At 70.3% G+C, this 23,557-nt stretch carries 28 protein-coding genes; 22 read left to right on the top strand and 6 right to left on the bottom strand.

What is annotated here, in order from left to right; translation table 11 throughout:
- Positions 1-115 precede the first annotated feature (115 nt).
- A complete protein-coding gene (locus F4X11_14525) occupies positions 116-577 on the top strand; it encodes a hypothetical protein (protein MYN66222.1) in 462 nt (153 codons plus the stop codon).
- A gap of 218 nt (positions 578-795) precedes the next feature.
- Positions 796-1,764 (top strand): energy transducer TonB, encoded by a 969-nt coding sequence (locus F4X11_14530; protein ID MYN66223.1) that lies wholly within the window; start codon positions 796-798, stop codon positions 1,762-1,764.
- A gap of 192 nt (positions 1,765-1,956) precedes the next feature.
- Here F4X11_14530 and groL read toward each other — a convergent pair whose 3' ends face one another.
- From groL to F4X11_14550, 4 genes are all read right to left on the bottom strand, one after another.
- Positions 1,957-3,594, bottom strand: a complete 1,638-nt coding sequence (groL, locus tag F4X11_14535; protein ID MYN66224.1) for a chaperonin GroEL — start codon at positions 3,592-3,594, stop codon at positions 1,957-1,959.
- 40 nt (positions 3,595-3,634) lie between these two features.
- A complete protein-coding gene (locus F4X11_14540) occupies positions 3,635-3,934 on the bottom strand; it encodes a co-chaperone GroES (protein ID MYN66225.1) in 300 nt (99 codons plus the stop codon).
- Positions 3,935-4,091: 157 nt separating this feature from the next.
- A complete protein-coding gene (locus F4X11_14545) occupies positions 4,092-4,268 on the bottom strand; it encodes a hypothetical protein (GenBank protein ID MYN66226.1) in 177 nt (58 codons plus the stop codon).
- A gap of 49 nt (positions 4,269-4,317) precedes the next feature.
- Complete coding sequence (locus F4X11_14550) at positions 4,318-5,229, bottom strand: phosphoribosylaminoimidazolesuccinocarboxamide synthase (protein ID MYN66227.1); 912 nt, start codon at positions 5,227-5,229, stop codon at positions 4,318-4,320.
- 89 nt (positions 5,230-5,318) lie between these two features.
- Here F4X11_14550 and F4X11_14555 point away from each other — a divergent pair, with 89 nt between their 5' ends.
- Positions 5,319-6,371 carry a flippase-like domain-containing protein gene (locus F4X11_14555; protein MYN66228.1) on the top strand — a complete coding sequence of 351 codons (1,053 nt, stop codon included), beginning with the start codon at positions 5,319-5,321 and terminating at the stop codon, positions 6,369-6,371.
- Entirely contained in the window at positions 6,368-6,877 is a 510-nt protein-coding gene (gene nrdR, locus F4X11_14560) for a transcriptional repressor NrdR (protein MYN66229.1), read from the top strand. The genes F4X11_14555 and nrdR overlap by 4 nt, the downstream gene beginning before the upstream one ends.
- Here nrdR and ftcD read toward each other — a convergent pair.
- Positions 6,798-7,727, bottom strand: coding sequence for a glutamate formimidoyltransferase (gene ftcD, locus F4X11_14565; protein ID MYN66230.1), 930 nt, complete (start codon positions 7,725-7,727; stop codon positions 6,798-6,800). The genes nrdR and ftcD overlap by 80 nt on opposite strands.
- 185 nt (positions 7,728-7,912) lie before the next feature.
- Here ftcD and F4X11_14570 point away from each other — a divergent pair, with 185 nt between their 5' ends.
- The 16 genes from F4X11_14570 (at position 7,913) to F4X11_14645 (ending at position 20,845) form a co-directional block, all read left to right on the top strand.
- Positions 7,913-8,380, top strand: coding sequence for a phosphatidylglycerophosphatase A (locus F4X11_14570; protein MYN66231.1), 468 nt, complete (start codon positions 7,913-7,915; stop codon positions 8,378-8,380).
- Entirely contained in the window at positions 8,284-9,669 is a 1,386-nt protein-coding gene (locus F4X11_14575; GenBank protein MYN66232.1) for a competence/damage-inducible protein A, read from the top strand. The genes F4X11_14570 and F4X11_14575 overlap by 97 nt, the downstream gene beginning before the upstream one ends.
- Positions 9,670-9,964: 295 nt before the next feature.
- Positions 9,965-10,966, top strand: a complete 1,002-nt coding sequence (locus F4X11_14580) for an NAD(P)-dependent glycerol-3-phosphate dehydrogenase (GenBank protein ID MYN66233.1) — start codon at positions 9,965-9,967, stop codon at positions 10,964-10,966.
- Complete coding sequence (ftsY, locus tag F4X11_14585; GenBank protein MYN66234.1) at positions 10,963-11,865, top strand: signal recognition particle-docking protein FtsY; 903 nt, start codon at positions 10,963-10,965, stop codon at positions 11,863-11,865. Before F4X11_14580 ends, ftsY begins: the two co-directional genes overlap by 4 nt.
- A 6-nt stretch (positions 11,866-11,871) precedes the next feature.
- Positions 11,872-12,969 (top strand): bifunctional diaminohydroxyphosphoribosylaminopyrimidine deaminase/5-amino-6-(5-phosphoribosylamino)uracil reductase RibD, encoded by a 1,098-nt coding sequence (gene ribD, locus F4X11_14590; protein MYN66235.1) that lies wholly within the window; start codon positions 11,872-11,874, stop codon positions 12,967-12,969.
- Entirely contained in the window at positions 12,950-13,573 is a 624-nt protein-coding gene (locus F4X11_14595) for a riboflavin synthase (protein MYN66236.1), read from the top strand. The genes ribD and F4X11_14595 overlap by 20 nt, the downstream gene beginning before the upstream one ends.
- On the top strand, positions 13,570-14,832 hold the full coding sequence (locus F4X11_14600; GenBank protein ID MYN66237.1) for a bifunctional 3,4-dihydroxy-2-butanone-4-phosphate synthase/GTP cyclohydrolase II: 1,263 nt from the start codon (positions 13,570-13,572) through the stop codon (positions 14,830-14,832). The genes F4X11_14595 and F4X11_14600 overlap by 4 nt, the downstream gene beginning before the upstream one ends.
- Positions 14,833-14,999: 167 nt before the next feature.
- On the top strand, positions 15,000-16,334 hold the full coding sequence (locus F4X11_14605) for a signal recognition particle protein (protein ID MYN66238.1): 1,335 nt from the start codon (positions 15,000-15,002) through the stop codon (positions 16,332-16,334).
- A gap of 57 nt (positions 16,335-16,391) precedes the next feature.
- Complete coding sequence (rpsP, locus tag F4X11_14610) at positions 16,392-16,682, top strand: 30S ribosomal protein S16 (protein ID MYN66239.1); 291 nt, start codon at positions 16,392-16,394, stop codon at positions 16,680-16,682.
- Entirely contained in the window at positions 16,679-16,924 is a 246-nt protein-coding gene (locus F4X11_14615) for a KH domain-containing protein (protein MYN66240.1), read from the top strand. The genes rpsP and F4X11_14615 overlap by 4 nt, the downstream gene beginning before the upstream one ends.
- A 1-nt stretch (position 16,925) precedes the next feature.
- Positions 16,926-17,522, top strand: coding sequence for a 16S rRNA processing protein RimM (gene rimM / locus F4X11_14620; GenBank protein MYN66241.1), 597 nt, complete (start codon positions 16,926-16,928; stop codon positions 17,520-17,522).
- Positions 17,519-18,283, top strand: a complete 765-nt coding sequence (trmD, locus tag F4X11_14625; protein ID MYN66242.1) for a tRNA (guanosine(37)-N1)-methyltransferase TrmD — start codon at positions 17,519-17,521, stop codon at positions 18,281-18,283. Before rimM ends, trmD begins: the two co-directional genes overlap by 4 nt.
- Entirely contained in the window at positions 18,280-18,624 is a 345-nt protein-coding gene (locus tag F4X11_14630; GenBank protein ID MYN66243.1) for a 50S ribosomal protein L19, read from the top strand. Before trmD ends, F4X11_14630 begins: the two co-directional genes overlap by 4 nt.
- A gap of 83 nt (positions 18,625-18,707) precedes the next feature.
- Positions 18,708-19,286: a ribonuclease HII gene (locus tag F4X11_14635; GenBank protein ID MYN66244.1), complete on the top strand. Its 579-nt coding sequence runs from the start codon at positions 18,708-18,710 to the stop codon at positions 19,284-19,286.
- Positions 19,287-19,291: 5 nt separating this feature from the next.
- Entirely contained in the window at positions 19,292-19,999 is a 708-nt protein-coding gene (locus F4X11_14640) for a thiamine phosphate synthase (protein ID MYN66245.1), read from the top strand.
- 12 nt (positions 20,000-20,011) lie between these two features.
- Positions 20,012-20,845, top strand: coding sequence for a helix-turn-helix domain-containing protein (locus F4X11_14645; GenBank protein MYN66246.1), 834 nt, complete (start codon positions 20,012-20,014; stop codon positions 20,843-20,845).
- Between the two features lie 43 nt (positions 20,846-20,888).
- Here the strand turns inward: F4X11_14645 and F4X11_14650 are convergent, their stop codons facing one another.
- A complete protein-coding gene (locus F4X11_14650) occupies positions 20,889-21,905 on the bottom strand; it encodes a GHMP kinase (protein ID MYN66247.1) in 1,017 nt (338 codons plus the stop codon).
- A gap of 31 nt (positions 21,906-21,936) precedes the next feature.
- On the opposite strand from F4X11_14650, the gene nagZ reads away from it, so the two are divergent.
- Both nagZ and F4X11_14660 read left to right on the top strand, forming a co-directional pair.
- Positions 21,937-23,028 (top strand): beta-N-acetylhexosaminidase, encoded by a 1,092-nt coding sequence (gene nagZ / locus F4X11_14655; GenBank protein ID MYN66248.1) that lies wholly within the window; start codon positions 21,937-21,939, stop codon positions 23,026-23,028.
- A 3-nt stretch (positions 23,029-23,031) separates the two neighbouring features.
- Positions 23,032-23,557: LD-carboxypeptidase (locus tag F4X11_14660; GenBank protein MYN66249.1), on the top strand; the 526-nt coding region annotated here is incomplete at its 3' end.

A 23,557-nucleotide genomic window follows, 5' to 3' on the forward strand; every position in this document is an offset into this window, starting at 1 on the left:
GGCCCCCTCAGTGAGGGAGGGGGCACTCCTGATGGGAGCGGCGCCCCTCATCTGAACGGTGCTACAATCACCTGATCCGTATCGGGCTCGGAAGGACGCCCCACGACCTATGGCGATGTATCAGGAAGGACCGTGCTTTACGGTCGGCGTGTTTCAGGACGCGGCGTGGGCATCGCGCGGGCTTTCCGCGCTGGCCGGGGAGGGCTTTCCGCCGGAGGCGCTCTCGATTCTGGCGAAGCAGGCGCCGGACGTAACCGACTTGATGGAGAAGACCTTCGGTGTAGGTGCGGAACAGTCGCTCGTGGAGGTTTCGGGACTCGGCCCCGCGGTGGCCCACGGCACTCTCGTGGAGACGCTGCAGGGCGCCGACGACGCGCTCGGCGCGAGCGGCGTGGCGGCCACCATGCGCCGGGCGGGGTTCCAGGCGCACGACGGGTTCATCTTCGAGACGCTCACCGCGCGCGGCGGCGTTCTGATCGCCGTGGCCGGCGAGACCCGAGCCGCCGATGCGCTGGCGCTGATGCACGCCTACGGCGGCGGCAACGCAGCCATCGGCGCGTGGGTTGGGCGGGTCTGATCTCGCACCGGCCGTGCCCTTCGCCTGCACGGGAGCGGCCGGAGCCGGCTCGCGAAGGCACAGCCGTGTCCCGGCGGTTGCCCATTTGCGGCAGGTTGGGCAAAATGGGTTGAGGAGGCGCGCCCTTGGGCCAGGGTCTCGGTCTCGGTCAGATTCGGTTTCCATCCTCGCACACGTCGTACACCCCGCCTGACAGACGACGTCGCCGGTCATCCGTCGTGCCAGCGGCCGGCCCTCTCCGCCTGAAGGCCGCTCGCAAGCCCGGCGCCGACACCACGGCCGGCGTTCGGGCTGCCGACGGGACGCTCTCGATACTGCCGGACGACGTCGCGCCGGCGGACGCGCCTTTCCTGCTGCGGGCCAGCCAGCAGCGCGTGGGCGGCTCGGTAGCGGCATCGCTCACCAGCCACGCGGTCGGGCTGGGAATCGCGGCCCTCGTGCTGAGCCTGGCGCCGGAGCGCGTGTACGAGTTCGTGGAGCAACCCAACTTCGCCGGCATCGTGTGGATTCCCGAGGACGGTCCGGGCGGCGGTGGCGGCGGGGGCGGCAACGAGTCCCTGGAGATGCCGCGGCTGGCCGAGATCGAGGGGCCGGACGAGACCGCATTGAGCGTGCCCGTCGCCGAGCCGATCCCGGTCGAGCCGGAGCCGGAACCCGAGCCGGAACCCGAGCCCGAGCCGATCGAGACGCAGGAGCTCTCGATTCCCGCCGTGCCGATGGCCAGCGCGCCCGAGACGACGCCGGGCGTGCTCGAGGGACTCACCGCCGACTCCGAATCCTCGCAGGGCAGCGGCACCGGCGGCGGGGCGGGGAGCGGCGAGGGCGGCGGCGCCGGGCCGGGGCAGGGCGACGGGCTCGGTCCGGGCGAAGGCGGCGGCACCGGCGGGGGCGTCTACCGTCCGGGAACCGCGGGCCTCGTCATTCCGCGCCTGTTGCGGGATGTGAGGCCGGAGTACACGGCCGAGGCGATGCGGGCGCGGATTCAGGGGACCGTCTGGCTGGACGTCGTCGTCCTGCCCACCGGCGAGGTCGGCGACGTCACGGTCAGCAAGTCTCTGGACCAGGTGTTCGGCCTCGACGATCAGGCGATCGCGGCCGCGAAGCAGTGGCTGTTCGCGCCCGGGATGCGCTTCGGCGAGCCGGTCGCGGTGCTCGTCAGCCTGGAGCTTTTCTTCAACCTGCGCTGATGAGCGGCGCGGCGTCGACCCTGGCACTCGGGCGGGTCGGTTGACAGCCGCGCGAGGCGGGCGAATCCCCGGACCCGCGGGCTATCGTCAGCAGGCGAGACGCTCCGTCGTCGGCAGAGAAAGAGAAACGCCCGGACAGGCGCGCAGCCTGCCCGGGCGCTTCGAGAGATCCGACGGGATTGGCGCGAGCTCCTAGTACATCCCGCCCATGCCGCCACCGTGGGGGCCCATGCCGCCGCCGGCCGGCTCCTTCTTCTCCTCGGGAATCTCGGAGACCAGCGCCTCGGTCGTCAGCAGCAGCGAGGCAATCGAGCCGGAATTCTGGAGCGCGGTCCGCACGACCTTCGTCGGGTCGATGACACCCGCCGACACCAGGTTCTCGTACTTCTCGTTCTGGGCGTTGAAACCTTCCTGCTCGTCGCCCGCCTCGCGGACCTTCTGGACGACGATGGAGCCCTCGAACCCGGCGTTCTGGGAGATCCAGCGCATCGGCTCCTCGAGGGCCCGCCGGATGATGTTGACGCCGATCTGCTTGTCGCCGGCGAGATTGACGTCCTCGAGCGCACCGGAGGCGCGGAGCAGTGCGACGCCGCCGCCCGGGACGATGCCCTCCTCGACCGCCGCCTTCGTCGCGTGCATCGCGTCCTCGACGCGCGCCTTCTTCTCCTTCATCTCGGTCTCGGTCGCCGCGCCGACCTTGATGACCGCGACGCCGCCGACGAGCTTGGCCAGGCGTTCCTGCAGCTTCTCGCGGTCGTAGTCGGAGGTCGTCTCCTCGATCTGCGCACGGATCTGCTTGACGCGGCCCTCGATGGCGGCCTGTGTGCCGTCGCCCTCGACGATGGTCGTGTTGTCCTTGTCGATGGTGACCTTCTTGGCCTTGCCGAGGTCCTCGACGCGGATGTTCTCGAGCTTCAGTCCGAGGTCCTCGGTGATCGCCTTGCCGTTGGTCAGGATGGCGATGTCCTCGAGCATGGCCTTGCGGCGGTCGCCGAAGCCGGGGGCCTTGACCGCGGCGCCCTGCAGCGTGCCGCGCAGCTTGTTGACGACGAGGGTCGCGAGCGCCTCGCCCTCGATGTCCTCGGCGATGATGAGCAGCGGCCGGCTCAGGCGCGCCACCTGCTCGAGGAGCGGCAGCAGGTCCTTCATCGAGCTGATCTTCTTCTCGTGGATGAGGATGATCGGGTTCTCGAGGACGCACTCCATCCGCTCGGCGTCGGTCACGAAGTACGGCGAGAGGTAGCCGCGGTCGAACTGCATGCCCTCGACGACCTCGAGCGAGGTCTCGAGGGTGCGGGCCTCCTCCACGGTGATGACGCCGTCCTTGCCGACCTTGTCCATCGCCTCCGCGATGATGGTGCCGATCGTCGCGTCGTTGTTGGCCGAGATGGTGCCGACCTGCGCGATCATGTTGCCGCTGACGCTCTTCGACATCGCCCGCAGCTTGCCGACGACGGTGTCCACCGCGGTCTCGATGCCGCGCTTGATCTCCATCGGGTTCGCGCCGGCCACGACGTTCTTGGCGCCCTCGCGGTAGATGGCCTGGGCGAGCACGGTCGCCGTCGTGGTGCCGTCACCGGCGATGTCCGAGGTCTTGCTCGCGACCTCGCGGACCATCTGCGCGCCCATGTTCTCGAGCGGGTCCTTCAGGTCGATTTCCTTGGCGACGGTGACGCCGTCCTTGGTGATGGTGGGCGAGCCGAACTTCTTGTCGAGGACAACGTTGCGGCCCTTCGGGCCGAGGGTGACCTTGACGGCGTTGGCGAGCTGGTTCACGCCCTCGATGATCTTCTGCCGCGATTCCTGTCCGTAGACGATCTGCTTGGCCATTCTTCTCGAACTCCAATCACTGAAATTGCGGTGGTCGCCGCTAGTCGGTTTCGATGACGCCGAGGATCTCGTCCTCGCGCATGATCAGGAACTCGTCGCCCTCCAGCTTGATCTCCTGGCCGGAGTACTTGCCGAACAGCACCGTGTCCCCCGCCTTGACGTCGAGCGGCGTCACCGTGCCGTCGTCCTTGATCTTGCCGTTGCCGACCGCGATCACCTTGCCCTGCTGCGGCTTCTCCTTCGCCGTATCCGGGATGATGATGCCGCCGACCTGCTGCTCGCCTTCCTCGATGCGCTCGACGATGATGCGGTCGTGAAGTGGTCGTACCTTGGCAGCCATGAACTGTGCTACTCCCTTCTCGAAAAGTTCGATCAATCGCACGAGTCGCTTCCCGTGCGACGCTGTGCCTGGTGGCGCTAGCAGTCCACCATCGAGACTGCTATTCTAATGACCGCACGGGAATCGCGTCAAGGCGGGGACAGGGAGCGGAGCCGCTTCAGCCGGTCCTCTTCAGACGGTGGGCGGCCATCTTGCGGCTCAGGGTGTTGCGGTGGATTCCCAGGAGGCTGGCGGCTCGACCGAGTCGGCCGTTCGACTTTTCCAGCGCGCGGCTGATGAATCGCTTCTCGATCTCGCTCTGCGCATCCTCGTAACGGATGCCCTTGGTCAACATCTCGTCCACCAGGCGGTCGAGTTCTTCGCGCACGCGTCGACTCCTGTCCTCAATCCTGGAGATCGCGGCCGGCCAGCAGGCGGTACGCCTCGACGTACTTCAGGCGCGTGTTCGAGACGACGTCGTCGGGCAGCGTCGGCCCGGGCGGTCTGCGGTCCCATGCGACGCGATCCAGGTAGTCGCGGACGTACTGCTTGTCGAAGCTCGGTTGCGGTCCGCCCGCCGTGTACCGCTCGGCGGGCCAGAACCGCGAAGAGTCCGGCGTCAGCACCTCGTCGATGAGGATGACCTCGTCTCCCGCGCCGGTGGAGGCGACACCGAACTCGAACTTGGTGTCCGCCACGATGATGCCGTGCTCCGCGGCGTGCGCCGCGCCGTGCTCGTACAGCGCCAGCGTCAGCGCCCGGAGTCGCGCCACCAGATCCGGACCGACGAGACGGCCGGCCTCGGCTTCGCTGATGTTGACGTCGTGGCCGGTTTCCGCCTTGGTGGCCGGCGTGAAGATGGGCTCCGGCAGGCGGTCGGACTCGCGCAGGCCGGCGGGTAGCCGGACGCCGCAGACCTGCCCGTCGCGCTGGTATTCCTTCCAGCCGGATCCGGACAGGTACCCGCGGGCGACGCACTCGATGGGGATGGGTTTCGTGCGGCGCACGAGCATCGAGCGTCCGGCAAGCAGATCGGCGTGCGCGCCCAACGATTCCGGATAGTCGCCGGGATCCGTCGAGATCAGATGGTTGCCCACGATGTCCCCGGTTCGCCCGAACCAGAACGCCGACAACTGGGTGAGCACCCGGCCCTTGTCCGGAACGGCCGAGCCGAGCACCACGTCGTAGGCCGAGATGCGGTCGGTGGCGACCATGAGCAGATGCTCGCCGACCTCGTACATGTCGCGGACCTTGCCGCGGCGGTGGACGGCGATGCCGTCGAGAGACGTTTCGAAGACGGAAGCGCTGGATGGCAACAGGAGACCCTCGTGCGGATGAAGAAGGGATATAGCTTAACGGGACCCTCGCGCGACGGCAAAACAAAATGTAGTACGGTCGGTTCCGCATGTGGAGACACGGCCGCACAATCGCCATCGGCTTGCTGGGCGTCGGCCTGATGGCGTTCGTGCTGCGCGGCGCGGACCTCGATCGCGTGGCGGACGCGGTCTTGAGTGCCCGGCTCGATCTGCTCGGGCTCGCCGTCCTGGCCATGATCGCGACCTATCTGGCGCGCGCGGTGCGCTGGTGCTACCTGCTCGAGCCGCTGGGACGGGTGCGCCTGGGGGTCGCTCTGCGGGCGACGGTGATGGGCTTCGCCGCGACGGCCATTCTGCCGGGGCGCGTCGGCGAGATCCTCCGGCCGTACGTGCTCGCCCGGCGCGAAGAACTCAGCGTGAGCGCGGCGATAGGGACGGTGGTGCTCGAGCGATTGCTGGACATCGTCGTGATCCTGGTGATCTTCGGCGTGTCGGTCGTCGCCTTCGTGCCGAGCCTCGGCGTGGAGGCGGGCGGGTTGCTGCCGGCGCTGTACGCCGGGGCGATCGGCGCGGGCGGATTGGCCCTCGGCACCCTGGTTCTGGCCTGCGCGGCGGCAACCAATCCCGAGGCGGTCGGTCGCGGAGTCGCGCGCGTGACGTCGATCCTGCCGGCCGGGCTCTCGCAGAGGCTCGGCCGGGTGTCGCACCGTTTCTCGGAAGGCCTCGGGGTGATGCGTCGGCCGGGACCCCTCGTGTGGGCGATGGCGTGGACGGTCTTCGTCTGGGTTTCGATCACCGCCGGAATCTGGCTGGTGTCGGTGGCTTTCGGCGTCGACATGCCGCCGTCCGGCGCCGGAATCCTGCTGGTACTGATCGTGCTCGGCGTCGCCGTGCCGACGCCGGCGGGAGTCGGCGGATACCATGCCGCCTTCCAGGTGGGGGCGACGACGCTCTTCGCCGCGGGCGCCGAGAGCGCGGTCGGAGCGGGACTGGTGGCGCACGCCATCTCCTTCGTGCCGGTCACGATTGCCGGCGTCGTCCTGATGGCCTGCGAGGGGGTGCATCTGACGAGCGTCAGCCGGTTGGCGGGGGCCGCGGCAGGCGGGACGGAGCCCGATGCGTACGGGGAGGACGAGCGTTGAAGTGTCCGTTCTGCGGTTGCCTCGACGATCGGGTCGTCGACTCCCGCGAGAGCCGGGAGGGCGATGCGATCCGCCGCCGACGGGAGTGCAGCCGTTGCGGGCGCCGGTTCACCAGTTACGAGCGGATCGACGAGATCCCGTACATGGTCGTCAAGAAGGACGGGACGCGGGAGCGCTTCGAGCGCGGGAAGGTGATTGCAGGGATGTTCAAGGCCTGCGAGAAACGTCCCGTGAGCGTTGCGCTCCTCGAGGCGGTGGCCAATCGGGTCGAGGCAGCCCTGCACGAGCGGACCGACAAGGAGATTTCCACCGAAGCGGTGGGCGCCTTCGTGATGGACGAGCTCAAGATGCTCGACAAGGTGGCCTATGTCCGGTTCGCGTCCGTCTACCGCGACTTTCGCGACCTCGGGGAGTTCATGGAGGTGCTCAAGGGGCTGCTCGATGGTCAGGAAGAGAGGGACGCCGGCGATCGAGCCGCGCCTCGATCGTCCGGTCCGGATGAATGACGTCGAGCATGGGCCTCCCGCCTTCCGATCCGTCTATCGCTGCTTGCGGTACGAGCCCGACAAGTTCGGTGCCCGCGACCGCGACTCCCTCGCGCGCCGCCTCGCGAGCGACGCGATCCAGGGCCGCGGACAGCGGGGTGCGCCGGTAGTCGGTCAGGTTCATCGACACCTGGGCGACGGTCCCGGAAGAGGCCGAAAGCAGGACGCCCATGGCCTTGACGTGCGGCAAGCCGCCGCTGCTCTCCCTGACCGCCCGCGCTATTCGCCGGGCGACGTCGAGGTCCCGCGACGCGAGATTCACGTTGAAGGCGATGAGCGGACCGCGCGCCCCGACGGCCGTCGCCCCCGCCGAAGGGTGTGGGTGACGGGGGCCGTAGTCCGGTCTCCATTCGGGCTTCTGGAGCTTGCCGGCGAGGCGCTCGAACTGACCGCGCCGCAGGTGTTCCAGGCGCCGTCGGGCCGGGACGGCGGCGGCCGCCTCGTACAGCAGGACCGGCAACTGCAGCCGCTCCGCCACTTCCCGGCCGGTGGCGCGCGCGAGCGCGACGCAGGCTTCCATCGACACGCCGCCGAGCGGCACGAACGGAACGACGTCGACCGCGCCGATGCGAGGGTGGGCCCCGTGGTGACGGCGCAGGTCGATCCGCTTCACCGCCACCTCGCAGAGTCGCAGGATCGCGGCGCGCAACGGGTTCGCTTCACCGGCCAGCGTGATGACCGATCGGTTGTGGGAGGCGTCCGACGACCAATCGAGCACCCGGACGTCCGGTACCGCCTCGATCGCTTCGAGAGCCTCCCGCACAACCTCTCCCCGGCGGCCCTCGCTGATGTTGGGGACGGCTTCTATCATCTGCCGCGGCCGTTGACGGCCCTCCGGCTCTCGTCCCATAATCGCATCACTTCCCGGCGCGGCGCACCGTGCGCCATGCCTTCCCGTCCTGCGAGACGCGGGAGAATCGAGACGCGGAACCTCTCGAGGCGCATGCACATTCCCGGATTCGATACTCACGGTCCGTGTGCCGTCCGCGTACGGTGATGTCCCGCCTGGCGCTGCCCGTCGCTACGGCCGGTTACGTCGGGCTGGCACCGGTCGCGCCCGGTACCTGGGGTTCCGCCGTGGGCCTCTGCCTGCTGCTTCTGGTGCGCCTGACCGGCGAGGCCGGCGCGGAGGCGCTGTTGCTGGGAGTCGTGCTCGCGGTCGGAGTCTGGTCCGCGACGGTGGCCGAGCGGCGCTATGGCCGCCGCGACCCGGGGGCCATCGTCATCGACGAGATCGCCGGCATGCTCATCACGTTTTTCTGGTTTCCGGTCGCCTGGCCGGGGCTGGTGGCCGGATTTCTGGCGTTCAGGTTCTTCGACATCGTCAAGCCGTTCCCGGCTCGCGCGGCCGAACGCCTGCCGGCCGGATGGGGAGTGATGGCGGACGACGTGGTCGCCGGCCTCTACGCGTACGTGACGGTACGGGTGGGGGCAGCCGTCGCGCCGTCGGTGATGCTCGGATGACGGAACGAGGCGGCAGCGGTCCGTCGTCGGCGGTGATCGTCGCCGTCGGGTCGGAGCTGCTGACGCCGCACAAGACCGATACGAACTCGCTGTTCATCACCGACCGGCTCAACGGGGTCGGGATCGACGTCGTTCAGAAGCTGGTGGCGGGGGACGAGCCTCGCGGTCTTGCGAGTGCGCTGCGCTACGCCATGACCGCGGCGGACGTGGTGATCGTGACCGGGGGACTCGGACCGACCGCGGACGACGTGACGCGCGACGTCGTCGCGGATCTGCTCGGCGTGCCGCTCGACGAGTCGGCGGACATCGTCACCCGGATTCGCGCCCGATTCGAAGCCCGCGGGCTGGAGATGCCGGAGATCAACCGCCGGCAGGCGGCGATTCCGCGTGGAGCGGAGGTGCTGCCGAATCCGGCCGGAACCGCGCCGGGGCTCTGGTTGACCGCAGGCGGGTGCCGACTGGTCCTGTTGCCCGGACCGCCGCGGGAACTGCGGCCGATGTTCGACCGTCTGGTTGCGGACCGGCTGGCTTCGGCGACCGGCGGCAGGAGGGTTCAGCGGCGTGCCATCCGCACGACCGGACGGACGGAATCGCATATCGATGAGCTGGCCCGGCCGATCTACGGGCCGCTGGCCGCGCGGCAGCCCTCCGTCTCGACGACGATTCTCGCCTCACTGGGACAGATCGACCTGCACCTGTCGACGGTCGGCGCCGATCCCGCGGAGGGGGTGCGCGTTCTCGATGCCGCGGTGGAGGAGCTGACGGGCGTGCTCGGTAACTGCGTCGTGAGCACCGACGGGCGGACCCTGCCGGAGGTGGTGGGGGAGTTGCTGCGGCGACGGGACGCGCGTGTCGCCGTCGCCGAGTCCTGCACCGGCGGGTTGATCGCGTCGCGGCTCACGGACGTGCCGGGCAGCTCGGCGTACGTTCACGCGGGGTGGGTTCTCTACAGCAACGAGGCGAAGGCGGCTCTCGGGGTCGACCCCGGGCTCATCGAAGCGCACGGCGCGGTGAGCGAGGCGGTGGCCGAGGCGATGGCCGAGGCGGCGCGCGGCGCGGCCGATGTCGATTTCGGCCTCGCCGTGACCGGGATCGCGGGCCCCGGCGGGGCGACGCCCGGGAAGCCGGTGGGCACGGTGTGCCTGGCGCTGGCCGTCCGCGGGGCGCCGGCGCGGGTACGCCGCGTGCAACTTCCCGGCGATCGCGAGCGGGTGAAGTTCCAGGCGTCGCAGGCCGCGCTCGATCTGCTCCGCCGCGCGCTGCTTCGCGCCGAGGCGACGGACTCGTAGTGGGTCGTCGGCTGCGCGCCGCGCTGGCCGAAACCGCGTTGCCGCCCGTTTCCTGGACGGTCGATCGCATCTCTTTGTACGAGAGCCGCCTGGAATCGGGCGGCTCGACCTACCATCGCCTGGCCACGGCGGCGCTCGCGGGCGGCACGGCGTGACTCATGCGGCTCCCCGGATCGGGCATACTCGATACGCGTCAGCGAAGAAGTGACACCAGGCGCCGCTCCGGCTCGACCCGCGGGCGCGACCGGGTCTCGACCAAGACGATGTACAGCAGGAGGACGTGCGGGTGGTGCTGATCGGACCGGTGGCCGTGCTCGGCGCCGGCAGTTGGGGCACGGCGCTGGCAATCCATCTCGCTCGCTGCGGGCGGGAGGTGCGGTTGTGGGGTCGGGATGCGGAGCTCGTCGGTCAGATGGAGGCTCGGCGTCACAACGCCGTGTACCTGCCCGGCGTCGAGTTGCCGCGATCCGTGCACCTGACCCCGGCGCTGGAGAGCGCCGTGGACGGCGCGGTGTATGTCGTCGCCGCGGTGCCGTCGCACGGGGCCCGGCAGGTGCTGCGCCGCGCCGCGGACCACCTCCGGCCGAACGCGACGGTCGTCAGCGCCGCGAAGGGCATCGAGGACGGGACGCTCCTCAGGGTGTCGGAAGTGATCGCCCAGGAGGTGGGGGGCGAGCGGGCCGTGACGGTACTGTCGGGCCCGAGCTTCGCTGCGGAGGTGGCGCGGGGCGTGCCCACGGCGGTGGCCGTGGCCGGCCGACGGCCGCAGGCGGTCAACGCCGTCCAGCAGGACTTCCGGTCGGACCGCTTCCGGCTGTACGCGAGTGACGACGTCGTCGGTGTGGAGATCGGGGGCGCGATGAAGAACGTCATCGCCATCGCGGCCGGCGGCATCGAGTCGCTGGGGCTCGGTCACAATGCGATAGCGGCGCTGGTGACGCGCGGACTGGCCGAGATGTCGCGTCTGGCGTACGCCCTCGGTGGACGGCGGGACACGCTGGCGGGCCTGAGTGGCCTCGGGGATCTCGTGCTCACGTGCACGGGCGGGCTGAGCCGCAACCGTCAACTCGGGATCGAGCTCGGCAAGGGACGCCCGCTCGACGAGGTGCTCGACGGAATGCGGATGGTCGCGGAAGGAGTCCGCACGACCCGGGCGGTGCTCGATCTGGGCGCGCGGCACGGCGTGGAGCTGCCCATCACCGCGCAAATGGCCGAAGTAATCGGCGGCCACAAGACGCCGCGGTCCGCGGTGGAGGAGCTCATGCTCAGGCGCCAGCGATCGGAGCTGGACGAATGAGCATCGTCGGCCGCCTGCGTGACGGGCTGCGGCGCACGGCCAGGCGCTGGACGAGCCGGCTCGAGCGTCTGAGCGGTACTTCCGGGAGCGGCGGCTCGAGCGCCGAGACCCTCGAGGCTCTCGAGGAGTTGTTGATCGAGGCGGACGTCGGGGTGCTCACGGCGGGGCGCATCGTGGCCCGGGTCGGCGAGGACGGTCGCGGCGACCTCCGGGAGCGCGTCAAGACGGAGATACGCGGTGTGCTGGCCGGCGCCGCGGCGCCCCCGGCGGAGGTTCCGGCGCCGCGGGTCGTGCTCGTGGTCGGCGTCAACGGAACCGGCAAGACCACGACCGTCGGAAAGCTGGCCCATCGCTGCCGCCTCGATGGCCGGACGCCTCTGATCTGCGCCGCGGACACGTTCCGGGCAGCCGCGGTCGAGCAGATCGCGGTATGGGCGGAACGTGCGTCGGTCGACATCGTGCGCGCCGCCGATGGAGCCGACCCTGCCGCGGTCGTCTTCGACGCGATCTCGGCGGCGCGGGCGCGGGGACGCGACGTGGTGTTCGTCGATACCGCGGGCCGCCTGCACACTCGCGCCGATCTGATGGGGGAGCTGGGCAAGATACGCCGCGTCGCGGGCCGCGCGGCGGCCGGCGCACCCCACGAGGTGCTGCTGGTCGTGGACGCCAGCGTGGGACAGAACGGCATCTCCCAGGCGCGTCGTTTCCTGGAGACGGCGGGCGTGACCGGCATCGTGCTGACCAAGCTCGACGGCACCGCGAAAGGCGGTGTCGCGGTGGCCATCGCGGGGGAGCTCGGGGTCCCGATCCGCTACGTCGGCGTCGGCGAAGGAATCGACGACCTGCTTCCGTTCTCGGCCGGCGATTACGTCGATGCATTGTTCGAGAAGGCCTGGTAGGAGACCATGGAGTCCACCGCGCAGGACGATGCATACATGCGCAAGGCCCTGCGGCTCGCCGCGCGGGGCCGCGGGCGGACGAGCCCGAATCCCATGGTCGGCGCTATCGTCGTCGACGGCCGCGGCGCCGTCGTGGGGTCCGGCTACCATGAGCGGGCGGGGGGCGATCACGCGGAGGTTCGCGCGCTGGCCGAGGCCGGCGAGGCCGCGCGGGGCGCGACCCTGTACTGTACGCTCGAACCGTGCTGCCACCACGGGCGAACCGGCCCCTGCGTCGAACGGATCGTCGAGGCGGCGTTGGCGCGGGTGGTGGTGGCGATGCCGGACCCGAATCCGGTGGTGAACGGCAAGGGCATCGCGCATCTGCGCGGCAAGGGGATCGCCGTCGATGTCGGTCTTCGGAAGCGCGAGGCGGTGCGGTTGAACGAGGCGTTCGTCACGTGGGTGTCCAGGCGGCGGCCCTTCGTCACGATGAAGGTCGCCACCAGTCTCGACGGCTGCATCGCCGCGCGGCCGGGGGCGCGAACCCCATTGACGTCGCCCGCCGCCGGCCGAGCCGTGCACGTGCTGCGGGGCGAGGTGGACGCAATCGGCGTGGGGTCGACGACGGTGCTGATCGACGATCCGCTCTTGACCGCGCGCGGGGCGTCGAGGGCGCTGCCGCTGACCCGGGTCGTTTTCGATCGCCGGTTGCGCACGCCGCCTACGGCGCGGCTCTTCGGGACGTTGGAGTCCGGGCCGGTCGTCGTCGTGACGTTGGAGCCGGGATCCACGCGGCGCCGCGAGCGGCTGGCGCGGCTGGCCGACGCCGGCGCGGAGGTCGAATGCGTCGATGCCGGCGGGTTCCTCCGCAACGCCCTCGAGCGGCTGGCGCGGCGTCGGGTGACGAGCCTCGTTCTCGAAGGCGGCCGGCTGGTGCACGAGGCGGCGTGGGAGGCGGGCCTCGTCGACCGGGTGCAGATGTTCGTCGCGCCGGTCGAGGTGGGACCATCGGGCGTCGCCTGGATGGATCGCGATGCGGTCTTCCGCGCCGTCGATGCTCTCGCCGTCCGGGCGCTCGGGCCGGACGTGTTGATGGAGGCCGATGTTCACGGGACTCGTTGAAGCGCTGGGAGAGGTCGCTGCGACCCGCGAGCTGCCGTCCGGACGGCGAATCCGCATAGCTGCCGGCGTCGCCGCGCAGCTCGCGATCGGAGACAGCGTCGCCGTGAACGGCGTCTGCCTGACGGTGGTGCGTTTCGACGCTTCGAGTTTCGAAGCGGACGTCTCCCCGCAGACCCTGCGGGTCACCAATCTGGAGGATCTGCGCGACGGGGCGACCGTGAACCTGGAACGCCCGCTGCTGCCCTCCGGCCGGCTGGGGGGGCACTTCGTGCAGGGGCACGTCGACGGTGTCGGGCGTCTCGCCGGAATCGAGCAGGAGTCCGACTTCTGGTGGGTGACCGTCGGATTCCCGGCGGATCTCGCACCATACATCGTGACGAAGGGATCGGTTGCGGTCGATGGGATCAGCCTGACCGTCGCCGGGCTCGAGGCGGACCGCTTCACCGTGCAGATCGTGCCGCACACCTGGCGCTGCACCAATCTTCACGCACGGCGCGCCGGCGACGCCGTCAACATCGAGTGCGATATCATCGGAAAGTACGTTGCCCGCGCTCTGGAGGCGTTCGGAGGCGACCCGAGGGGGGCGACGTCGAGCCGGCCATGACCGACAGCGACAAACCGGAAGCGCCGGCCGCCACGTCCGGCGAGAGTCCGTCGGGCGCGCGGTTCGCGACTATCGACGAGGCGGTCGAGGCGTTTCGTCGCGGCCGCATGCTGATCGTGGTGGACGACGAGGACCGCGAGAACGAAGGGGATCTGACCATCGCCGCGGAGAAGGTCACCCCCGACGCGATCAACTTCATGGCGCGCTACGGCCGCGGCCTCATCTGCCTGTCCATGACCGGGCAACGTCTCGACGAGCTCGACATCCCGATGATCGTGAGCGAGAACACGTCGCGGTTCGAAACCGCGTTCGCCGTGCCCATCGACGCGAAGCACGTCACCACCACCGGGATTTCCGCCGCCGACCGGTCCGCCACGATCCAGGTGGCGATCGATCCGGCGACCCGGCCGGCCGATCTCGCCAAGCCCGGCCACGTTTCCCCGCTGCGCGCGCGCGACGGGGGCGTGCTGGTGCGTGCCGGCCAGACGGAAGCGGCGGTCGATCTCGCCCGGCTCGCCGGCCTCTACCCGGCCGGGGTCATCTGCGAGATCATGAACGACGACGGCACGATGGCCCGCGTGCCCGATCTCGACCAGTTCGCGCGGCGGCATGATCTGCCGATGATCACCGTTGCGGATCTCATCAAGCACCGCATGCGTCACGACCGTCTCGTGAAGCGCCTCGCGTCGGCGCAGCTTCCGACCGCGCACGGACCCTTCACGGTGACCGCCTACGACAGTCTCATCGACGGGCGGACCCACCTCGCGCTCGTGCGCGGCGAGGTCGGCGACGGCAAGAGCGTGCTCGTGCGCGTCCATTCGCAATGCCTGACCGGCGACGTGCTGACGTCCATCCGTTGCGACTGCGGGGCGCAGTTGTCGTGGGCGATGGAGAGGATCGCCGCCGAGGGTCGCGGCGTGCTCCTCTATCTCAACCAGGAGGGTCGCGGCATCGGGCTGGCCAACAAGATCCGCGCCTACGAGCTGCAGGATCAGGGGCTCGACACCGTCGAGGCGAACGAGCATCTCGGCTTCAAGCCGGACCAGCGCGACTACGGCATCGGCGCGCAGATACTGGGCGACCTCGGCGTGCGCACGATGCGCCTGCTCACCAACAACCCCCGGAAGTTCATCGGCCTCGAGGGCTACGGGCTGGCGGTGGAGAGATCGGTGCCCCTGGAGATCGAGCCGACCGAGTTCACCGAGCGCTATCTCCGTACGAAGAAGGAGAAGCTCGGTCACCGCCTGTCGTCCGTCTAGGAGCTTGCGCCGCAGAACGCAAGCGAAGCGAAGTGCTGCGGCGCAGGCTACTGGAGCGGGGGGATGTGCGCTAGACGCGGCCAACCGCTACGGTCTAGAATAACCAGTTTCCTGAGAAGCGTTTACGGTTTCTCGCCAAGTGGCCCGGACGGGAGCGGGCCATTCCGATGTTCCAGGTACTCGGCTCACGCTTGCAGGACGTGTTCGGGTCGTTGCGCCGCGAGGTGCGGCTGACGCCGGAGGCGGTCGAGCGTACGTTGCGGGAGATCAGGCTGGCGCTGCTCGAGGCGGACGTCAACTTCAAGGTCGTCAAGGCCTTCATCGATCGCGTTCGCGATCGGGCCACCGAACGGGCGGTGCTGGACAGCCTCACGCCGTCCCAGCAGGTCGTTGCCATCGTTCGCGACGAGCTGCTGCAGCTCTTCGGCGAGTCCCGCGCGGGGATCTCGGCCGCGGCCGACCGGCCGCAGGTGGTGCTGCTGGTCGGATTGCAGGGCTCGGGCAAGACCACGACGACCGCCAAGCTGGGGCGTTGGCTGTCCGGCCAGGGCCGGCATCCGCTTCTGGTCTCCACCGACGTGCGGCGTCCGGCGGCTATCGAGCAGCTTGCGGTGCTCGCGCGGGACGCCGGGCTGCGGATCCACGAGGGAGACTCGGGAGACCCCGTGCGGCGCGCCACCGCGGCGGTGTCCGAGGCGCGGCAGCTCGGCTTCGACGTTCTGCTCGTGGATACCGCCGGCCGCCTCCACCTGGACGAAGAGATGATGCACGAGATCGTGGCCATCCGGGATGTCGTCAAGCCTTCGGACCTGCTGTTCGTGGCCGACGCGATGACCGGACAGGACGCGGTCCGAAGCGCCGGCGAGTTCAATCACCGGCTCGGCGTGACCGGCGTGGTTCTCACCAAGCTGGACGGCGACGCGCGGGGCGGGGCGGCGCTGTCCGTGGTGTCGGTGGTCGGTGTGCCGGTCACGTTCGCGGCGACCGGTGAACGGATGGAGGATCTGGAGCCGTTCAGGCCCGACCGGCTGGTTTCGCGCCTTCTGGGCATGGGCGACGTGCTGAGCCTCGTCGAACGGGCCGAGCAGGCGATTACCCGGGACGACGCCGCCTCGATGGCGACGCGCATCCGGCGCAACGAGCTCACGCTCGACGATCTCAAGCAGCAGATGCGGGCCGTCGGTCGGATGGGGCCGCTGAACCAGGTCCTCGGCATGATTCCGGGGCTCGGCTCGCGGATCCCCGAGGGGGAGGTCGATGCGAGCGTGATGACCCGCATGGTGGCCATCATCGATTCGATGACCGCGCAGGAGCGCCGAGCCCCGGCGGTCATGAACGGGAGCCGGCGGCGCCGCGTGGCGCGCGGCAGCGGGACGACGGTGCAGGACGTCAATCGCCTGCTCCGGCAGTTCGCGGAGATGCGCAAGATGTTGAAGACCGTCGGCGGGCGGAGCCGGCGGAAAGGGAAGCGGCGGCGCATGGCGTTGCCGACCATGCAATGATGCCGGGGCCGCGCCGCGCGGTCTCGCGGCGGCGGAGCGACAGGCGAAGGAGAGAGGATGCTGACGATTCGACTGCGGCGGCAGGGAGCGAAGAAGAGCCCGTTCTACCGGCTGGTGGTGATCGACTCGCGCAGCGCCCGCGACGGACGCGCGCTGGAGGTGGTGGGGCACTACGACCCGACGGTGCAGCCCGAGGCGCTGACGGTGAAGATCGACCGAATCGATCACTGGGTGGCGCAGGGCGCGCAGATGAGCGACACCGTTCGTACCCTGATCGCACGCAATCCGGCGGCCGCGGCCGGAAGCGAGGAGACGGCGGAGTCGGCGGCGGCGCCGGCGGTTCCGTGAGCCGCGCGCGGGACGTGGTCGAGGTGATCGCGAAGGCGCTCGTCGATCATCCCGACTCGGTTCAGGTGGACGAACGGGTCGAGCACGGAGGTGTGCGCATCGAGCTGACGACACGTTCGGGCGACCTCGGCAAGCTGATTGGACGCCGCGGCCGAACTGCGTCGGCGGTGCGGGCGCTGGCCGAGATCGCCGCGGAACGCGACGGCATGCGGGCCGCGGTCGACTTCCTCGACGAGGAGTGACGTGCCGGTGGAGCACGGCTCGTGGCGGGAGATGGCGGTCGTCGGCATCGTCGCGCGGACGCACGGGAGGCATGGCGAGGTGGTGGTCAACCCGGAGACCGACTTCCCGGAGGAGCGCTTTCGCGCGGGCGGCACGCTGTTCATGGCGCAGGCCGGCATGCCGGTCGCGGTGAAGATCCGGGACGCGTGGTTCCACGGCGGTCGTCCGGTCGTCTCCTTCGAGAGGGTGGACACGCTGAGCGCCGCGGAGAGCCTGCGGGGCGCCGAGTTGCGGGTGCCGGACGAGGCGTTGCGGCCCCTGCCGCCGGACACGTGGTACGAACATGACCTCGTCGGCTGCGTGGTACGGACGGTGAGCGGAGACGAGGTCGGGACGGTGGCCGCGGTCGAAGGACCCGCGGAAGCCAAGCGCCTGATCGTCGGGCCGCGGGGGCGCGAGATCGACGTTCCGCTCGTTGCGGAGATCTGCGTCACGGTCGATGCGGACGCCGAGTCGATTGTCATCGATCCGCCGCCCGGCCTGCTCGAGGTGAATCGAACCCGGGCCGCGGCCGGCGGCCGGCGGTCGGGACGCCGCGGCACCGGGAGCGACGAATGAAGTTCGACGTCGTTACGGTATTTCCCGAGCTGGTGGAGCAGGTCGCGAGGGTCGGCGTGGTCGGGCGGGCGCGCGCCGCCGGCCTGCTGGATGTGGCGGTGCACGACCTGCGGGATTTCACGGCGGACCGTCACCGTACGGTGGACGACGCGCCGTACGGCGGTGGGCCGGGCATGGTGTTGAAGGTCGAGCCGTTCATCCGCGCGGTCGAGCACGTACGGGACTGCCGTGGCGGGCCGGCGGCGGTGATCCTCTTGTCCCCGCAGGGCGAGACCTTCACGCACGAGGCGGCGGTCCGCTTGAGCGGCCTCGAGCACATCGTTCTGCTGTGCGGGCGCTATCAGGGCGTCGACGAGCGCGTGCGCGAGCAGGTGGCCACCGAGGAGATCTCGATCGGGGACTACGTCCTGAGTGGCGGCGAGTTGGCCGCGGCCGTTGTCATCGACGCCGTGTCGCGGCAGGTGCCCGGCGTCGTGGGCAATTCGGAGTCGGTGGCGACGGATTCGTTCGTGCGCCGGATGCTGGACTGTCCGACGTACACCCGTCCGGCCAGTTTGAACGGGCAGGAGGTGCCTGAAGTGCTGGTGTCCGGCGATCACGCCCAGATACGGCGGTGGCGGAAGCGCGAGGCGGTGAAGCGCACGCTCCGCCGGCGACCGGATCTGTTGCGTCGTGCGCGTCTCGACGATGAGGAACGGGAGTGTCTCCGCGAGCTTCAGACGCAGGGGACCGATTTTCGGGCTGGGAGAGCAGAGCCATGAAGGCCATCGAAGCGGTGGAGCAGAACCAACTCGTCGAGCGGCCGGACATCCGGTCGGGCGATACGATTCGCGTGCACGTGCGGGTGACCGAGGGTGAGAAGGAACGGATTCAGGTGTTCGAGGGGATCGTAATCGGCCAGCATCGCCGCGGCGCCGGCTCGACCGTCACCGTTCGCAAGGTGTCGTTCGGCCAGGGCGTCGAGCGGATCTTTCCGCTGCACTCGCCGATGATCGACCGGATCGAGGTCGTGCGCTCCGCGCGGGTTCGGCGCGCGAAGCTGTACTTCCTCAGAAAGCTGCGGGGCAAGGCGGCGCGCATGCGCGAACGGCGCAGGCGCTAGCCCGACCATCGGCGGCTGTATTTCCGATTTGCCGCCCTATCGGCATTCTCGTGGCGAAGCCCCGTCCCGCGGCGCGGCGGACCATGGAGAACGCGCTGCGTCGTAGCGGGTTCGCGCATGTCGCGGGGGCCGACGAGGCAGGCCGGGGTGCACTGGCCGGGCCCGTCGTGGCCGCTGCGGTGGTGCTCGATTCCCGAAGGCACATCGCCGGCCTGCGCGATTCGAAGCTGCTGACGGCGATGCAGCGCGAGCGACTCTATGTCGAGATCACCGGGAATGCCCACTGGGCGGTAGCCTCGGCGCCGCCGGACGACGTCGATCGGCTCAACGTGCATCGCGCATCGCTCGATGCGCTCCGCCGCGCGATACTGGCGCTGGAGCCGCAACCGGCATTCGCGCTCGTCGACGGCTTCCGCGTGCCGGGCCTCGACCTGCCGCAGCGCGCGGTGATCGGGGGCGACCGGCGTTGCGCGGCGATCGCTGCCGCCTCCATCGTGGCGAAGGTGATCCGTGACCGGGAGATGGTGCGGTTGCACGCCGTCGACCCACGCTATGGCTTCGACCGCCACAAGGGCTACGCGACCCGTGCGCATGTCGACGCGGTCGCCCGGTTCGGGTATTCGGATGTGCATCGGCGCTCCTTTCGGCCGCGCTCGCTGTGACCGGCATGGCCCGCAACCCCGTACCGCTCTCGTCTTCTTCGACCCTGATCTGTCTCGTGACCGATCGGATCGCGCTTGCCGAGACCGCGACCGACGCCGGGGACGAAGCGCTGCCGCAGCTTTTGGAGGTGATTGCCGATTGTGCGGACGCCGGTGTCGACCTCGTGCAGATTCGGGAACCTGGTCTGCGCGACCGAAGCCTCCTGGACCTGGTGCGGGGCGCGGTGGACCGCACCCGCGCCACGTCTGCCCGCGTAGTCGTCAACGACCGCCCCGACGTGGCGCTGGCGGCCGGCGCCGACGGCGTGCATCTGAAAGACGACGCGCGCTCCGCGCCGCGCGTCCGCGCTCTCGGCCCGCGCGGCTGGATCGTGGGGCGTTCGATTCACGACGCTCCCGCGGCGCGGCGGGCGACGCAGGCCGGCGCGATCGACTATCTGCTCGCCGGCACCGTGTTCGCATCCGCGTCGAAACCGGGCCGGCCGCCGCTCGGACTCGATGCACTGCGCGACATCGTGCGCGCGTCCAGCCGGCCGGTCCTTGCTATCGGGGGCGTGACGGTGGATGACGGGGCGGCGGTGGCGGCGACCGGCGCGGCCGGGGTGGCGGGCATCCGGCTCTTTCGATGCGGACCGTCGAGCCGCCGCGCGCGAATCGCAGAGCGGGTGCAGGTGCTGCGCGCCGCGTTTGACAGGGGAAGAACCCTCGACTAACGTGCGGGTCCTGTGACTGAAGCCTCTCCCGAGCCGTTCGGCAAGCTGCTGCTCGATGCGCGCAGGGCGCGCGGAATGACGCTGGCGCAGGTCTCGGCTTCCACGAAAATCCCCGTTTCCAAGCTGCAGGCGATAGAGCGCGACGATATCGAGAACCTCCCGGGTGGGATCTTCACGCGCGGCTTCGTGCGCTCCTACGCCGAGGCGGTCGGACTGGACCCCCAGGAGACCCTGGCGGAGTTCGAAGCCCGTTTCCCGGACGAGTCCTCCGTCGCCACGCTGCATGCGACCATCGAGGGCCGTGCGAACGAGGAGTTCGTCCGGCGGCAGCGGAGGGCGAAGAGCGTCGTCTGGCTCGCGCTGTTGGCGGTGCCGCTGGTCTTGTGGGTGCTGAGCGCGCTGCTCCCGAGCGATGCCGAGCCGCCGGCGTCGGAAGGGGTTGTCGCCGCGGGCGCGGAGCTTGCGACCGGGACCGGGTCCGAACCGCCGCCTCCGCCGCAGCCTGCGGAAGAGCCGGCGCCCCCACCGCCGGTCGAGTCCCCGTTGCGCCCGGATCCGGCGCCGGCCGAAGGGGTCGAACCCGGCGTGCTCACGATGGAGATGAGCGCGACGGCGGACTGCTGGGTGCAGGCCTCGGCCGATGGCGACAGGGTCCTCGCCCGGCTGTTGCGCGCCGGTGAGCGAGAGGTGATCGTCGCGCGGGAGGAGATTGGTCTGCGGGTCGGTGACGCGGGCGCCTGCGCGTTCACGATCAACGAGCGTCCGGGGCGGTCGCTCGGCGAATCGGGCGAGGTCGTGGACATACGCGTCACGGAGGCGAACTACCTGAGCTTCGTCGCCGAGTGATCGGCGATCCGCCCGCGTGCCCGCGCGCCGGTTGCCTTGTCCGTCATGCCGAGCCAACCGGGGCGGGCGAAGCCGATACCCGGAGCCCGCGGGTGTCGATGCGACAGTCCAGCACGCGTGCTCCCGCCCGAGCGAGGGCGTCCCGCACCGCCCCGGTGCGTTCGGGCGGGGCCAGAAAGAGGAGGCAGCCGCCCCCGCCGGCGCCGCAGACCTTGGCGGCGTCGGCGCCGGCCTGCCGGCCGCAGGCGATGAGCGTATCGAGTCGGGCGGTCGTGACCCCCGGCGCCAGCCGCTTGCGCAGGTTCCATTCGAGGGCGACGTGGCGGGCCACCTCGTCCCACCGGGCCGCTTCGAGGGCGCGCCGCATTCCCAGGGCGACATCGCGGATCTCGTCGAACAGGGCGGTGACCGACGGGTCGCCATCGATGCGGCGCTTCGTCACCTCCCAGTTGTTGATGCCGGAGTCGCGGGACTGCTCCGTGTACACGAGCACCATTCGGTTGGCAAGGGATTCGGGGTCGACGCCAAGTGGAACGCGCGACACGCCGGCCGGACCCATCTCGAGCGCCGCGATGCCGCCGTAGGTGGCGGGCCGGTAGTCCTGGCCTCCGGTGGGCACGCCGAGTACCTGGGCCTCGAGGTTCAGGGCCAGGGCGATCAGCGATTCCCCGGCCAGTCGGCGGTCCTGCCAGCGCGCAAGCGCCGCGCACAGCGCGATGTTGAGGGCCGAGGATCCGGCCAGGCCGGCGCCGACCGGGGCCGCCGAGCGGGTGGAGACGGTGAGCCCCTCGGCGCGAAAGTAGCGGAGCACGCGAGCCACCAGGCGTGACGCGGCGCCGTCTGCGAGCTCCGACCAGTGCGCCGCCTCCACCCGGGCTCCGGTGTCCTCCGCAACGATGCGCAGGCGCCCGTCGGGGTTGGGCGTCAGTTGGCACTCGGCCCGCACCGTGATGGCGGCGTTCAGGGTCTGGGCGTCGTCGTGGAGAAGATAGAGGGGCCAGATGTCCAGCGTCCCGCCCGCGAGGTCGACTCGCGTGGGAGCCGACGCGTGAACCCGCACGCAGGAATTATAATGAGCGCAGCCCCTTCGGATGCCTACAGGCTTGCGGCGTCATCTCGGACAACTGGTCGTGATCGGATTCGCCGGTGTTGCGCTGCCTGTGGAGTTGCGCGCAATCGCGCGCGAGTTCGATCTCGGCGGCGTGATCCTGTTTGCGAGGAACGTCGAAGCGCCGCTGCAGGTGGCGGAGATCGCGTACGACGTCAAGCAGCTCACGGAGATTCCGCCCTGGGTGTCGGTCGACCAGGAGGGCGGCCGGGTGCAGCGTCTGCGGGCGCCGTTCACGGAGTGGCCGCCGCTGGAAACGCTCGGGCGGCGCGGCGACGCGGATCTGACGGAGCGTTTCGGCCGCGCCCTCGCGCGCGAGTTGCGGAGCGTCGGCATCACGCTCGACTACGCACCGGTGCTCGACGTACAGAGCAATGCCGCCAACCCGGTCATCGGCGACCGATCGCTGTCGGAGGATCCGGGCGAAGTCGCACGGCTCGGCGCCGTTCTCATTCGCGCGTTCGAAGCGGAGGGGCTGGCCGCGTGCGGGAAGCACTTTCCCGGGCACGGGGATACGAGCCTGGATTCCCATCTGGAGCTGCCGGTCGTCGAGCACGAGCCGGGGCGCCTGCAGGAGGTCGAGCTGCGGCCGTTCCGCGCGGCCATCGAGACCGGCGTGGCCGCCATCATGACCGCGCACGTCCGGTATCCGGCACTGGATGAGAGCTCGTCGGCCACGCTGTCGCGGGCGCTGATCACCGGCCTGCTGCGCCACGAGCTGGGGTACGACGGACTCGTGGTTACGGACGACATGGCGATGGGCGCCATCGCGAAACACCAGGCAGCGGTGCCCGCGGCCGTCGAGGCAGTCGGCGCCGGATGCGATCTGGTGCTGCTCTGCGAGCCGGATCCGGCGGCGCAGGTGGAGGTCATCGAAGGCCTGATCCGCGCGGTCGAGGACGGCACGCTGTCCGAGCGCCGGGTCGAGGAGGCCCTGGGGCGGCAGCGGCGCGCCCGGGAGCGGTTCCTGCGGGAAGATGACGGCTGGCGGCCGCCTCCGGCGGCGCGCCTGGACGAGGTGATCGGGTGCGCCGAGCACGAGGAGATCGCTCACGCCATGCGGGAGTCGCTGTAGAGCATGCGCAGGCCGCCAGGGTTGCGCGCGGGTGATCGCATCGCGCTGATCGCGCCGGGGAGTCCGTTCGATCGGACGGTGTTCGACCGCGGGCTCGACGAGTTGCGGGCGCTGGGGTTCACGCCGGTGTTCGAGCCGTCGGTGTTCGAGCGGCGGAAGTACGTGGCCGGACCGGCGGAGGGGCGCGCGAACGCGTTCGCATCGGCCTGGGCCGATCCTTCCATCGCCGGGGTCCTCGCGGTCCGCGGCGGCTACGGGAGCGCGCAGGTGCTGCCGTGGCTGGATGCGGAGCGGATGCGCGCGGGATGCAAGGTGCTGCTCGGGTGCAGCGACGTAACCGCGCTGCTGAGCTACGTGACGACGCGCTGCGGCCTGGTGGGGTTTCACGGGCCGATGCTGGTTCATCTGGCGGCGGGCGACGACGGCTACGACCGGACCTCCCTGCTCGGTCAACTGACCGGCGCGCACCCCTACGGCGAGCTGGCAGCCGACGGGCTCGAGGTGCTCAAGCGGGGGCGGGCCCGGGGGC

This window comes from Acidobacteriota bacterium (assembly GCA_009861545.1).
GTDB lineage: Bacteria > Acidobacteriota > Vicinamibacteria > Vicinamibacterales > UBA8438 > WTFV01.